Below are 12714 nucleotides of genomic sequence, written 5' to 3'. Positions count from 1 at the left end.
TAATCTGTTCCGAACACCAAACATCAGATAACTAACAGCGATATTTTTCCACAATGGAAATCAGTTCCGCTGCCGCTTCCGGCAAACGATCATTTACAATGATATGACGGTAGCGGTCTTTTTCCGCCATCTCCTTTTCCGCGTTTATAAGACGGGCCGCAATGACTTCCTCGGTATCTGTGCCTCTTGATTCCAGACGGGCTTTCAGGACATCAGATGACGGCGGCATGATGAATATCGTCACACTGTCAGGGTATTGTCTGAGAATCTGTATGGCTCCCTGTACATCAATATCAAGAAGTATGTCCTGACCGGAACCCAGCGTCCTGTTCAGCACTTCGGAAGATGTGCCGTAAAAATTGCCATGAACCTCGGCCCATTCGGCCCATGCCGCTGTTTCCATACCTTTTATAAACGCTTCTTTTGTAATAAAATAATACTCAACCCCATCTGTCTCACCTGTTCGGGGTTCCCGTGTGGTGTGGGATATTGAAAAGCGTATATCAGGAAACTGTTCAAGCAAAATATTGCAAAGGGTTGTTTTGCCGGTTCCTGATGGCGCTGAGATAATAAAAAGTCGTCCCTGCTTACACATTCTGATTACCTTTATCATCGGCCGCTTCATGCTCGCCAGATTCATTTTCCGATTTTTCACGACGGCTTTTTTTGGATTCTTTAAGCATTTCATAACGCTGGGATATTGTTTCCGCCTGTATTGCCGAAAGAACAATGTGATTGCTGTCCATGACAATGATGGAGCGGGTTCTGCGGCCATGGGTCGCATCCACAAGACGTTTTTCATCCTTGGCCTCGTCCTTAAGACGCTTCATCGGGGCAGAATTGGGCAGCACGATGGCAATAACCCGTTCCGCGACAACAGTACTTCCAAATCCGATATTTAAAAGACTTTGTTCCATATTACCTCCTGAGCTTGAAAATTAAAAATTGAAAATTGAAAATTGAAAATCAGAAATCGGACGTCCTGTTTAATCTGCACGAACAAATGAATTCCGGCAGATGAAAACAGTGAGGTTATCTCACTGAGATGCGGTCTCAATATATTGAACTCATCAGAATTAATTTTCAATTTTCAATTTTCAATTTTTATTCCACATTTTGTATCTGCTCTCTTATTTTTTCAAGCTCAGATTTGACAGTAAGAATGATATGGGATACTTCAGCGTTTCCTGACTTGGATCCCATGGTATTGAATTCCCGGTTAAACTCCTGTAACAAAAAATTAAGCTTCCGGCCGGAAGGCTCTTCTGAGTTCATGATGGAGCGAAACTGGCTGATATGACTTTTTGCCCTCACAAGTTCCTCGGAAATGTCACTTTTATCCGCAAGGAAAGCCGCTTCCTGTGCGATTCGTCCGGGGTCTATCTCCACGATGCCTTTGGTCAGAGCGGCAATACGTTCTTTTAATCGCTCCTGATAATGCAATAAAAGCCCCCCGGCTCCTTTTTCAATCTGCTCCACAGATGTTTCAATATAATCAAGCCGCTCAATGAAATCACGGGCGATAAAGTCTCCTTCTTTCCTTCGCATGACATTCAGGTCGTCCAGGGCTTCGCTGACACAGTCTTTTATGACCGACCAGGCCTCTTTCATGTTTTTTTCAGTCTCAGCAGGTTTTATAATTCCCCCGACACCGGCCAGGAAATTAAGGGGAATATTGGCATCAATATTAAACATATTTCCCAACTCAACAAGCGCATTGTGGTATCCCCGGGCCTTGGGTTCATTTATTTCAAAGGTACAGGCTTCTTCGGAATCATCCTTTATTTGAAACTTGACTTCAATGCGGCCCCTTGCAATTTTTTCTGAGATCAGATTTTTTATTTTGTCTTCCAGGGAAACATACCCCTGATGAATGCGCAGGACAATATCAAGATACCTGCTGTTGTAAGAACGGATTTCAACATTGACTGTCAGTTTATCTACTGTTTTTTCCGTGCTTGAAAACGCGGTCATGCTTTTTATCATTTTTTCTTTCTTTCGATTTAACGGGGTCAGTCGTAACTTTTTATTGTCTCTCCCCGGTTTTGTAAAGGGTAAAATTGGTGTTTCCTTATTTTACAAAAGGATCAGGGGAGATTTCTTACCTGGCTGTATCAGAAATCCCCCCTGACCCTTTTTATGAAAAAAGGAGGGCTGAATGTCTTTTAAACATCTGATGTTTTAACAGGAAATTGCGGTTTTAAATCCTTTATGTATCTGTCGCGCACCCGTCCGAGATACGTCAGCATGTTTTTATCGGCATAGTCAGGATATGTCCAGGGTAATTTCTGAAACGAACCTTTTGTATAGATGAGCGTCAGATCAGCATAAATCCCCTTGCCAATATAAATTCTGTGGGTAAAGTTTTTGCCCGTTGCAAGGACAAATCGCTCATGAAGCATATATCCCGGGTCAATATTCACTCTCCGATTGTTATTTTTTGAATATTTTAATTCAATCGCATTTGTCTTATGTTTGATATCTGCCAAAAAACTTTGTTTTATCAATTTGTTAAATGTGAGTACCCGTCTGAAAAGCGGCGTGCCGGTCTCAGATTCATAATAGGTGGTATAGTTAAAGGGTATCCATGAACTTACCATATCAACAAGGCCGAATTGCCTCGTGAGTTCATCTGTCACAGAAGACAACAGGCTTTTTTCTTTCATAAAAAGCCCGATTACCAGTTTTGCGGGCTTCGGAGATTGAGGGATGCTCATATTAGAAAATCAAAAAAATTGGGTTCCAAAACAACATATTTCATGTGTTTTGCAGTTAAAATTTTATTTATTATTCATTCCTACGCTGTTGCGTGGGAATGCCTTTAGGACAATTCGCGTCCCGGACACCGGACAGAATTATGAGTCGAAGCATCTGAGGCAGCGTTTCCACGCGGACCGTGGAAAGAGACCACTAAAGATTGAATCAGATGTTCAAAATAAATATCAGTGCCCCTTGTTGTTAGCGCATTTTGAAGCTCGGGTCAAAATATAAAAGCAGTTTGTATTTTGATCGTGTTAATTATAACTTGGGTTTTTCGGTTTCAGATTTTCTGTGATACAGGTTTAGCCTCATCAATAAGCATAATCGGAATATCGTCTTTTATTTCATATAAAAGTTTGCAGTTATCACAGATAAGCCCGTCTTCTGTACTATTCAGATATATTTCCCCTTTACACTTGGGGCATGCCAGTATTTCAAGAAGTTCCTTGCTTAATGCCATTGTCTGTGTTCTCCTTAATTTATAATGTTTGTTTAACAATATTTCAGCAGATCGAAAAGTTTCCGGACTGTATCCGGAACTGCAAAGAAACCCGGCTTTTTTTCCCCGGACAGGAACCCTACCCTGACGGAAAAAGCCGGGGTTCTCCCGCGTCCGTCGTGCCCGAACTGTGTCCGGAACTGCAAAGAAACCCGGCTTTCTTTCCCCGGACAGGAACCCTACCCTGACGGAAAAAGCCGGGTTTCTCCCGCGTCCGTCGTGCCCGAACTGTGTCCGGAACTGCAAAGAAACCCGGCTTTTTTTCCCCGGACAGGAACCCTACCCTGACGGAAAAAGCCGGGGTTCTCCCGCGTCCGTCTTGACCGAACTGTGTCCGGAACTGCAAAGAAACCCGGCTTTTTTCCCCGGACAGGAACCCTACCCTGACGGAAAAAGCCGGGGTTCTCCCGCGTCCGTCTTGACCGCTCTGTGACAGCCCGGAAACTTTTCGATCTGCCGATATTTCGGATAATCTTTATAACCTGATGTTTTTATTAAATTTTATTTTTATTCTTAAAAATTCAAATTCTATAATTTCAAAAGGTTAACATTTTGAATATTCTTAATTTTCAAAAACTGTCCGAACTGTTGTTTAATATCAGATACACAATTTGTAACTATAGCAAACAAAAAGGAAGCTTGTAAAACAAAAAAAGCCATGAACTGAAAGATAAAGCAAACAAATCATTTTCATCAGTTTTTTCAGGCAGGTCAGACAGGCAGTACTCGATTTTTGTCCTGAAATCTTTTCGATCCGCTGAAAATAGCTGTCAAGTTTGTGGCATCAATTTAGAAAACACGAAGGCGATTTTCGGAAAAGCATATCCCGGCATCTTTCAAGTTCGTAGTTCCGCGTTTAGGCGGTATCATCGCCTAAACGCGGAATTACGAACTGAAAACGCGGGAAATCGCCTAAGATATCAGGCGGCATGTAATCGCTTCAAAACCAGAGGAGACAACTGTTTGGTTTATAAGCGGGCGGAGTTTTGGTCTGCTAACTTTGGTTCGGAAATTTACCATAATATTTTCCAAAACCAGCTCCTGTGAAAGAATTACCTATAATAGCGGATTTTTCCATGGAGCAGTGGGAAATAAAATTCGGTAAGCTTCAGTTTCTCCGGTCTCTTGCGGGTAAATATGAAACTGTTTAACCTCTTTGAAAAGCCGGCACCCTGAGCAACTGAGGCTTATATTCTTTTTGGCCGCGTAGGTCAGACACGCATCATAATGTTCACAAAAACATTCCCGGTGATCTACTTTTTTTTTCTTTATTCTGAATCTTGCCATGGTTTACCTCCTTCCGAACTCCGTTGTTTCGCATTTTCCTCATTCTGCTTATCTGGCAGACAGCAGATCGAAAAAAACAGTAACATGACCTGGTCCCAGACACTGATATGGGAACGCGTCTGTACGCGAAAGGCTAAGTTCCGGAGATATCCGATCTGCTGATAATAATATGAAACTATGTGGTATCTTTATTATTATGGTTTAAAACACCATATAATTCAATGAGCTGTAAAACTATGCGAAAGTGTGGCGGAAGTGAAAAAAAATCTGAAAAAGCGGGTTCCCTCAGTTTGAGAAAAGAGAATTGACAATTTTTATTTACAGAAGTTATTCGCTGTCAGCGGCCTGAAGAAAGGAATTGCGATAAAAGGCGCACACAGAGATACCCGTTTTCTTTTAAACAACTATTTTAATTTGCGAACTATAATATAACCAGTGATAATGCAGATGCAAGAGAATTTTTGAAGTCTGCAAAACAATTTTTAAATATGTCAATCGGATTTTGCTTTTTTTATAGCGCAGATAATTATGAAGACATTGCAGAAAAATGTCAACCCCCGTCATTTCTAAACGCACTTGCTCACAACACCCCTATCTTGAATATTTTTAAAAAGTTATGTGAATCAATCTCCTAAAGAAAAAATAATTTTTTTTCAATCTGCGGATATCTCTGACCTGTCCGCGAGTTGGCAGAATAGTAAAAAAAAACGCGGAATAGAAGCTATCCTTTTGGAATTATAAAATATTATCTTAAAACCTTCTGTTTTGTACAAAATAATCAGAATTTTTCTTTACTTGTCAAAAACTTACAGCTATATATTTATAATATAAAATGTCATTTATGATTACAAAATCAGGCGGATATGTCTTTGATAAGGTTATGATTCATTGCCAAAATATAATTTTGGTGATCCGGAAATACGAGCCGTTCTGTAAGGATACAGGATGGCAATGGCGGGGACGGCGGTCATGGATATCATAACTTCAAGGACTGACAGGGAGCGATTTTTTAATATTTCGATCTGATTGACAATATTATATTCCCGGTCGAAAGGGAGCGATAATTCCCGCCCGGCTGCCGTTCAGGTTGAATATTGGGCCACAGACCGGACCATTGAAAGGTGAACGCATGTCACAGAAGACACAAAAAAACGAGAACAAACTGGATGATATCATTGCCGAAGCTCGGCGCAACAGAAAGCTTCAGGAGAATACTTATCGGGAGCGTGCGCTCAAGATGTATCCGTGGGTATGTGCGCGGTGCGGACGTGAATTCTCAGGCAAGAAGCTTCGTGAACTCACAGTTCATCACAGGGATCATAACCACGATAACAATCCGCCCGACGGCAGCAACTGGGAATTGCTGTGTATCTATTGTCACGACAATGAACATTCGCGGTATCTGGACGCGGAATGGTATGACAAGACAGCCCCGGGTGATGAGGAATCGCCGCCGTCTGATACCCACCGGCCATTCGCGGGTCTTGCTGATTTGCTGAAAAGCAAAAAAGACGAGTAAATGAATGAGGGGCCTGAACAAAATTCGGGGACAAAGACAGCAGAAAATCAGATGCGCAGATTCATGATATGATTTTTGAGACTTACCGACATTCAGTAGATGGGAAATGCCCCGAACTGCTCCCGGGGGATTGACAAATCCGCCGGAAATGCCCGGGATTTGTCAGTCCCGGGCGAGTTTTTCGGAGTATTTTCCATCTGCTGACATTCTTTTGTTTGTGTCACCCGATCTGGCCGCGGTTCACGGCATAGCCAAAAAAGAGCCTGATGTCTGTTTAGGGAAAGTCCCCAAAAATTAATATACCCGTTGAAGCAGACATCCATCAGGGGGAATATAGTCGGAATCTGATCTCCCCTGAGAGAGTCACGGGGTGTTTGTTTTTGATAATTTATCCATTGTAAAATCAATTTGTTAAATATTATTATCTCAGAGGGAAAGGGAATTTGAAATAATGGTCATGGCCTGACAGCCACAACCAGATATGAAAGTCTTACAATTTTTCTTAACACTTAACACCTAACACCTAACACCTCAATACAAATAAGGATATAATATGTTCCGTAATTTTAAGATGGTTTCCCGGGTTGTTTTTGGCAGAGGATCTTTTAATCAGTTAAATGACATTCTTGCTGAAAAACGAAAGCATACTGATTCATTCATGGTTTTTCTGGTAGATGATGTATTTGAAAACACTGGGTTAAAAAACAGAATACCGCTGAATGACCCGGATATGCTCATATGGGTCAACGTGGACCATGAGCCATCAACCGCTTATGTTGATGAACTGACCCGTAAGGCCGGAGCGTTTTCAGGACAGTTGCCCGAAGGTGTCATCGGCATCGGCGGCGGGAGTACCATGGACCTTGCCAAGGCTGTATCGCTTATGCTCACGAATCCCGGGTCTGCTGCTGACTATCAGGGCTGGGATCTGATTAAAAATCCCGCAGTCTGGCATGTGGGCATTCCCACACTTTCAGGAACCGGTGTGGAAGTATCCCGCACCACCGTTCTTATCGGGCCGGAGAAAAAACTGGGAATAAATTCCGATCACACTGTTTTTGATCAGATCGTGCTTGACCCGGAACTGATTTCCAATGCGCCCGCGGACCAGCGGTTTTATACAGGAATGGACTGTTATATCCATTGTGTGGAGTCTCTGAAAGGCACATATATCAATGTGTTCAGTCAGTCTTATGGTGAAAAAGCCTTTGATCTTTGCAAGGAGGTGTTCCTGGAAGACAACCCGGAAAATGATGACAAGCTTATGATGGCTTCATATTTCGGAGGCATGAGCATTGCTTATTCTCAGGTTGGGGTGTGTCACGCACTTTCTTACGGACTTTCTTTTGGTCTGGGGATTCACCACGGTATTGGCAACTGCATTGTATTTGACCATCTTGAGGAATTTTATCCCCAAGGGGTTCGTGAATTCCGTGAGATGATGAAAAAACATGATATTCAGCTCCCCCGGGATTTCGGGAATATTGAAGACGAGAAATTGGAAAAAATGATCAATGTTGCCCTTATACTGGAACCGCTTTGGGAAAATGCCCTCGGAACGGATTGGAAAAGCATGATGACGAGAGACAAGATTAAAGCGCTTTATATTTCAATCCTCGGACTTTGATCTCTGTTCGCTGATGCCCCAAATCCGGATATAAAGCCATGTCAGTTTTATAAGTTCAACTTATTACAGAGTTTATATCCGGAACTCGGACACGGCCGGGAAAAAGAAACATCCGGATCATTGGAAACAGAGAGCGGCCATGAAATCGAATTGGAGATATTTGTAAGAAATCAGATTTTTTACAAATCAGGATGCGAAAAAAGGAGAGGCTTTGACACAGCGTGATGATTATGACAGTCCGTGGAAGGATATATTGGGTGAGTATTTTGAACAGTTCATGCGGTTCTTTTTCCCAAAGATCGCAGAGGAAATTGAGTGGGAAAGAGGCTATGAGGCTGCGGACAAGGAACTTCGGCAGATAATCCGGGAGGCGGAGACGACAAAACGCTTTGCGGACAGGCTGTTCCGGGTGTGGAAAAAAAACGGGGATGAGACTTGGGTGATGACGCATGTGGAAATCCAGGCACAGAAGGAAACGGATTTTCCGGAGAGAACTTTTGTTTACAATTACCGCATCCGTGATCTTTACAGGCGCGCCGCTGTGAGTCTTGCCGTGCTTGCGGATGACAATCCAAACTGGTATGCGTCGGTTTATCTTGATAAGCTGTGGGGGTGCCTGACCATGTTCCGTTTTCCGGTTGTCAAGATTCTGGAATACAGGGAAAAATGGGAGGAACTGGAAAAATCGGACAATCCCTTTGCTGTCGTTGTCATGGCACATATCAGGACCATGGAAACAAAGGGTAATGACAGCTCTCGGAAACACTGGAAAATCGAACTGACAAAAAATCTTTACAGGCAGGGTTTTGAAAAGCAGGATGTCATAAATCTCTACCGTTTTATTGATTGAATAATGGTGCTTCCGGCAGAACTGGAAGACGCATATCATCAGGAACTCATGGAATTTGAGGAGAAAGAGAAAATGCAGTATATAACCACAGCCGAACGCATCGGTATTGAAAAAGGCGAACGCATCGGGGTCAGAAAAACTGCCGAAAACCTTCTGGCAATGGGCGTGCTTACCAATGAGCAGATTGCACAGGCAACAGGGCTGACACTGAAAGAAATACGGAAACTGAAAAAATCAGTGAGGCAGGGCAACGCATAGACAAACGCCCGTGAAAATGTATTTTCACTCTCAGGGGGAGGTTGAAAAGTACACCTCGGTTATATGTGATAAGCTTTCAGAAAACAGCTCCGCATGCACCGGACACCCCTCAACTAAAAGGCTGACACCGATCAGATTCTCCGATCTGATACGGATGTCAACGCCTGTGCCGGGTGACTGAAATGAATCAAGGCAAGCCTCTGCTACGGAACAAATCCAGTCCTTAACTGTTTTGCGACTGATCTGAGTCGTATCATATTTTTCCTCCAGAGCGTCCAGGGCATAGGCTTTGATGAGTTTGGGCGAAAGCTTTGACAATGTGGAGGGCTTGTCGAAAATATCCATGCCTGCAATTTTCCCGTCAAATGCAAACACGACACCGCAACAATCATCAGGAATTCTGGCATCTCGGATAATATTTTCAATTTCTGTCTGGCGATCCTCATATGCCTGCTCAAGTGCGTCCGACCCTGACAGGGATCCCATTTTGCCCAGCTTTCGGCTCACTTCGTTCCATACTTTGCCCTGTTCTGACACGGGGCGGCGCGTTTTGTGATAGCTGTCGTAAACATCCTCTGCCATCTGTTTGCGAAGATGTCCGTGGGAAGCGCTTCCGGAACTGTAAAATTTGCGGGAATGATAGTTCCAGCGTCCCTGCTCGACACAACTGACCGGAACGGGCACTTTGCCGTGCGCCGCAATCATTATGCTCACGTTCAGCACACGGTTCTGCTTTGCGCCGATGAGCTGTTCTCCGGCCATCAGAAAAACCGGTAGTGTTCTAAATTTGGAGCTAGTCATTTTTTATTACTCATATTACTAGTCCGAATTCATATACGTTGATGAACAGTCCGATGACGATATCATGCATCTTCTCCAATTTGGAGAAACAGATTGTTTTTCTCGCAAGACGTTTTATTCTCGTCCTCAGAGTCAGATGTTTCCTTTCTATTTTCTGAGTGTTTCTTTTACCTATCTCATGATTCGCAGGATTGAGATTTCGTTCATAAGCACCCCAATTGTCAGTATAAAACTTTACAATTCCGAAAGGTTCGAGGAGCCTTTTCAGTTCGAGGAAGACTTTGTCCTCATGCGTTCCGAAGGTATATGCGAGAACTTTTCCGGTTTTGTGATCAACGGCGTGCCAGAGCCACCTCTGATTCTCCTTTTTGCCCACGAAACTCCACATCTCATCCGCCTCAGCCTCCTCAGCTTTCAATATGTCAACCTCAATATTTTCAGTATGTTCCAAAGTTTTAAGGAGTTCGGAATTCACCGAGTTCCTCATGCGTTCCGAAGGTATATGCGAGAACTTTTCCGGTTTTGTGATCAACGGCGTGCCAGAGCCACCTCTGATTCTCCTTTTTGCCCACGAAACTCCACATCTCATCCGCCTCAGCCTCCTCAGCTTTCAATATGTCAACCTCAATATTTTCAGTATGTTCCAAAGTTTTAAGGAGTTCGGAATTCACCGAGTCGAGAAGAGTTTCCTTTTTTTTTAATTCGCTTATCACGGTGTCCGTGCTGATTTCCAGCACGCGGGCGATGTCCCGGATACCGCTGCCGCTGAGACTCATTTCAATAATTTTGTGCTTAATATCTGATTTTCTTCCGTTATATGTATAGTCGAGAAGAAAAGATTTTGCCTCGCAATTCTCATTCTGACACAGGTAACGCTGCTTTCCGTCATCTGTTTTTCCTCTTTTTTTCACTTTCCCACCTCCGCAAAGCGGACAGCGGACAGGAATCAGTGCCATCGAAATATTCCTCCGAAAATAGTTTTTTACTCCTGAATGACTACACTATAATAACACAGATTTCAGAAAAGTCCAGTTTTAGAACACCACCGAACAGCGAGGCATGACCGAGGAAGACCTTTACCGGTTCGCATTTCAGCATTTTTCCGCTGCGAAAGAATGGAGGGACAACATCACGGACATTGTTCTGGCATCGGGGAAAGCATACTCGGGCAGAAAGGAAATTCAGAAGGGTTACGAAGACGGTTCGGATTTCCCAATCGGTTCGACTGAACTCACGCCGAACCGGGCCTGAAGGGAATTTTCGCTTTCATTCTCAATTCATGTCACACATCACATTCCCCCCGTAACCGCGAGATTATCCCGATGGATCACCTCATCATAAGGCTTTTCTCCGAGACGGTCTCTGATCTCGCCCGTCTGAAGCCCCATGATCTTTCGGATATCCGCTGAACTGTAATTCACAAGCCCTGTTCCCAATATCTCACTGTCACCGTTTCTGAACTCCACAGGCGCACCCACGCCGAAGTCGCCCTCCACCGCCTCGATGCCGCTTGGCAGGAGGCTTTTCCCCCGGTTCAGAATGGCCCTTGCGGCCCCCTTGTCAATCAGGAGAACGCCCTTGGGCTTTAAATTAAACCCGATCCAGCATTTACGATTCGCCAGCTTTTCCTTTTTCGGAACAAAGAATGTTCCGTGTTCTTCCCCGGAAAAAAGCTTTATGAGAATATCAGGCTTGTCCCCCTTGGCGATGATCATGGGAATCCCAGCAGTTGTCACCTTTTTGGCAGCCTTGATCTTAGTGGACATCCCCCCGGTTCCCAGAGCACCCGGAATATCACTCGCAAGCCTTTCAATACTCTTTCTGATGGCTGAGACCACCGGAATCAGTTCCGCATCCGGATTTGTCCGGGGGTCTTTGGTGTAAAGCCCGTCAATATCTGTGAGGTTGATAAGAATATCCGCATCCATGAGAAGAGTGATCATGGCGGAAAGATTGTCATTGTCTCCGAACTTGATCTCATCCACGGAAACCGTGTCGTTCTCATTGATGATGGGAACAACTCCCCAGGACAGCAGCGTATAAAGCGTGTTCCGGGCATTCAGATATCTTTTCCGATAACTCAGACCGTCGCTGGTGAGAAGGAGCTGGGCCACTTGTTTTCCGTGACATTCAAATGCTTTTTCATATTCCCGCATCAGCCCGGCCTGTCCCACAGCCGCCACAGCCTGGCGACCGGGAACCTCATCCGGCCGTTTGGGAAGCCCCAGTTTTTTTGTTCCCGCGGCCATTGCCCCCGAGGACACAAAAACGATCTGTATGCCCTTCTCATCAATCAGGTGACAAATCTGCCTGCTGATGGAACTCACAACATCCAAATTCAATCCGTTGTCTTTAGTGAGAATATTGCTCCCCACCTTGACAATGGCTCGTTTTACAACCTTAAAACATGTATTTCTATTGGTTTTCATCAATTTTGTCCAACAACTTAAAGCGTTGCAATATTAATGTCTCAATGCCGTCTTTTTCCGACCGCATAAACGGGGTTGCTGTTTCCGAATGCGGGTACCGGCCCGCGAAGTTAAATAAGGGGGCAAACACCGTTGGATCAGAACGGCGGAATTACGGTGAATGCCCCGCATGATTGCTGACAGGTCCGCTCCTCTCCGGCTTTTTCCGATCAGGTGGCTAATGATTGCTCAGGATCACCCAGTGACGCAGTTCCCAACTGTATTTGGCAAAATATCCCTGAATCAGATCAAGAAGCGTGTCTTTCAAAGCTGAATCCGCAATCAGCATACGCTTCTGATAAATCGCACCTGTAATAAAATAAAGCGTGTCATCAAGAAACAGATGCGCCGGAGTATGATCGGAACGCCTCAGCATAATTCCCCCCCCTATCCGGAGTGGCAAACTTGCCAAACTGTAAGTTTGGCACTCCTTATAAAAATACATAAGCTATCTCTTAAATAATCTTAACAAAAGAATTTGTAAACAATTATTTTGCAAAAAATTAGAAATTTAGTTATTATAAAATTTATTAATGAGAATAAGAGTGTTTTTTTATTTTCCGAACACTGGTCCGGCTTCCGCACGGCAGGGATGTTGCTGTTCACCCGGGATGTTTTCGGTGCGGAAAACAATGAAAAGGAGGG

At 44.0% G+C, this 12714-nt stretch carries 14 protein-coding genes and 2 pseudogenes; 5 read left to right on the top strand and 11 right to left on the bottom strand.

Going from position 1 to position 12714, the window contains the following annotated elements; all coding sequences use genetic code 11:
* Window positions 1-31: 31 nt before the first annotated feature.
* The 6 genes from gmk to dnm_RS23125 form a co-directional block, all read right to left on the bottom strand.
* Window positions 32-613, bottom strand: a complete 582-nt coding sequence (gene gmk / locus dnm_RS23150; protein WP_246556066.1) for a guanylate kinase — start codon at window positions 611-613, stop codon at window positions 32-34.
* Complete coding sequence (locus dnm_RS23145; RefSeq protein WP_207679259.1) at window positions 588-917, bottom strand: DUF370 domain-containing protein; 330 nt, start codon at window positions 915-917, stop codon at window positions 588-590. Before dnm_RS23145 ends, gmk begins: the two co-directional genes overlap by 26 nt.
* Before the next feature lie 187 nt (window positions 918-1104).
* Entirely contained in the window at window positions 1105-1986 is an 882-nt protein-coding gene (locus dnm_RS23140) for a YicC/YloC family endoribonuclease (RefSeq protein ID WP_207679258.1), read from the bottom strand.
* 179 nt (window positions 1987-2165) lie between these two features.
* Complete coding sequence (locus dnm_RS23135) at window positions 2166-2717, bottom strand: DUF4416 family protein (RefSeq protein ID WP_207679257.1); 552 nt, start codon at window positions 2715-2717, stop codon at window positions 2166-2168.
* A 323-nt stretch (window positions 2718-3040) separates the two neighbouring features.
* Window positions 3041-3220 (bottom strand): Trm112 family protein, encoded by a 180-nt coding sequence (locus dnm_RS23130; RefSeq protein WP_207679256.1) that lies wholly within the window; start codon window positions 3218-3220, stop codon window positions 3041-3043.
* Between the two features lie 1095 nt (window positions 3221-4315).
* On the bottom strand, window positions 4316-4546 hold the full coding sequence (locus tag dnm_RS23125; RefSeq protein ID WP_207679255.1) for a hypothetical protein: 231 nt from the start codon (window positions 4544-4546) through the stop codon (window positions 4316-4318).
* Between the two features lie 1129 nt (window positions 4547-5675).
* Between dnm_RS23125 and dnm_RS23120 the strand changes: the two genes are divergently transcribed.
* The 4 genes from dnm_RS23120 (at window position 5676) to dnm_RS23105 (ending at window position 8800) form a co-directional block, all read left to right on the top strand.
* Window positions 5676-6065, top strand: a complete 390-nt coding sequence (locus dnm_RS23120) for a YajD family HNH nuclease (protein ID WP_207679254.1) — start codon at window positions 5676-5678, stop codon at window positions 6063-6065.
* A 553-nt stretch (window positions 6066-6618) separates the two neighbouring features.
* Window positions 6619-7692, top strand: coding sequence for an iron-containing alcohol dehydrogenase family protein (locus tag dnm_RS23115; protein WP_207679253.1), 1074 nt, complete (start codon window positions 6619-6621; stop codon window positions 7690-7692).
* Between the two features lie 211 nt (window positions 7693-7903).
* Window positions 7904-8542, top strand: a complete 639-nt coding sequence (locus dnm_RS23110) for an RpnC/YadD family protein (protein ID WP_207679252.1) — start codon at window positions 7904-7906, stop codon at window positions 8540-8542.
* Between the two features lie 3 nt (window positions 8543-8545).
* Complete coding sequence (locus dnm_RS23105) at window positions 8546-8800, top strand: hypothetical protein (RefSeq protein WP_207679251.1); 255 nt, start codon at window positions 8546-8548, stop codon at window positions 8798-8800.
* 30 nt (window positions 8801-8830) lie between these two features.
* Here the strand turns inward: dnm_RS23105 and dnm_RS23100 are convergent, their stop codons facing one another.
* From dnm_RS23100 to dnm_RS23090, 3 genes and pseudogenes are all read right to left on the bottom strand, one after another.
* Window positions 8831-9601, bottom strand: coding sequence for an ARPP-1 family domain-containing protein (locus dnm_RS23100; protein WP_207679250.1), 771 nt, complete (start codon window positions 9599-9601; stop codon window positions 8831-8833).
* Between the two features lie 10 nt (window positions 9602-9611).
* Window positions 9612-10094 (bottom strand): annotated as a pseudogene (locus dnm_RS23095) (IS1 family transposase); the annotation flags it as partial.
* Window positions 10095-10098: 4 nt separating this feature from the next.
* Window positions 10099-10557: pseudogene (locus dnm_RS23090) on the bottom strand (IS1 family transposase); the annotation flags it as partial.
* A gap of 103 nt (window positions 10558-10660) precedes the next feature.
* Between dnm_RS23090 and dnm_RS23085 the strand changes: the two are divergent.
* The gene (locus tag dnm_RS23085; protein WP_207679247.1) at window positions 10661-10852 is read left to right on the top strand and encodes a hypothetical protein; all 192 of its coding nucleotides are present in this window, start codon (window positions 10661-10663) and stop codon (window positions 10850-10852) included.
* A gap of 38 nt (window positions 10853-10890) precedes the next feature.
* Here dnm_RS23085 and proB read toward each other — a convergent pair whose 3' ends face one another.
* Together proB and dnm_RS23075 are read right to left on the bottom strand one after the other, a co-directional pair.
* A complete protein-coding gene (gene proB / locus dnm_RS23080; protein WP_207679246.1) occupies window positions 10891-12030 on the bottom strand; it encodes a glutamate 5-kinase in 1140 nt (379 codons plus the stop codon).
* Window positions 12031-12247: 217 nt separating this feature from the next.
* The gene (locus dnm_RS23075) at window positions 12248-12514 is read right to left on the bottom strand and encodes a hypothetical protein (RefSeq protein WP_207679245.1); all 267 of its coding nucleotides are present in this window, start codon (window positions 12512-12514) and stop codon (window positions 12248-12250) included.
* Window positions 12515-12714 lie beyond the last annotated feature (200 nt).

The sequence above is a fragment of the Desulfonema magnum genome (assembly GCF_017377395.1).
Classification (GTDB): Bacteria; Desulfobacterota; Desulfobacteria; order Desulfobacterales; family 4be13; genus Desulfonema_C; species Desulfonema_C magnum.
This window is presented reverse-complemented; position numbering and strand designations above follow the sequence as displayed.

Excerpts from the sequence above, each read along its gene's own strand:
- dnm_RS23145 (WP_207679259.1), bottom strand. The coding sequence starts at position 917 with ATGGAACAAAGTCTTTTAAATATCGGATTTGGAAGTACTGTTGTCGCG.
- dnm_RS23075 (WP_207679245.1), bottom strand. The coding sequence starts at position 12,514 with ATGTATTTTTATAAGGAGTGCCAAACTTACAGTTTGGCAAGTTTGCCA.
- dnm_RS23135 (WP_207679257.1), bottom strand. The coding sequence starts at position 2,717 with ATGAGCATCCCTCAATCTCCGAAGCCCGCAAAACTGGTAATCGGGCTT.
- dnm_RS23130 (WP_207679256.1), bottom strand. The coding sequence starts at position 3,220 with ATGGCATTAAGCAAGGAACTTCTTGAAATACTGGCATGCCCCAAGTGT.
- dnm_RS23105 (WP_207679251.1), top strand. The coding sequence starts at position 8,546 with ATGGTGCTTCCGGCAGAACTGGAAGACGCATATCATCAGGAACTCATG.
- dnm_RS23120 (WP_207679254.1), top strand. The coding sequence starts at position 5,676 with ATGTCACAGAAGACACAAAAAAACGAGAACAAACTGGATGATATCATT.
- dnm_RS23115 (WP_207679253.1), top strand. The coding sequence starts at position 6,619 with ATGTTCCGTAATTTTAAGATGGTTTCCCGGGTTGTTTTTGGCAGAGGA.
- gmk (WP_246556066.1), bottom strand. The coding sequence starts at position 613 with ATGATAAAGGTAATCAGAATGTGTAAGCAGGGACGACTTTTTATTATC.
- dnm_RS23125 (WP_207679255.1), bottom strand. The coding sequence starts at position 4,546 with ATGGCAAGATTCAGAATAAAGAAAAAAAAAGTAGATCACCGGGAATGT.
- proB (WP_207679246.1), bottom strand. The coding sequence starts at position 12,030 with ATGAAAACCAATAGAAATACATGTTTTAAGGTTGTAAAACGAGCCATT.
- dnm_RS23085 (WP_207679247.1), top strand. The coding sequence starts at position 10,661 with ATGACCGAGGAAGACCTTTACCGGTTCGCATTTCAGCATTTTTCCGCT.
- dnm_RS23100 (WP_207679250.1), bottom strand. The coding sequence starts at position 9,601 with ATGACTAGCTCCAAATTTAGAACACTACCGGTTTTTCTGATGGCCGGA.
- dnm_RS23140 (WP_207679258.1), bottom strand. The coding sequence starts at position 1,986 with ATGATAAAAAGCATGACCGCGTTTTCAAGCACGGAAAAAACAGTAGAT.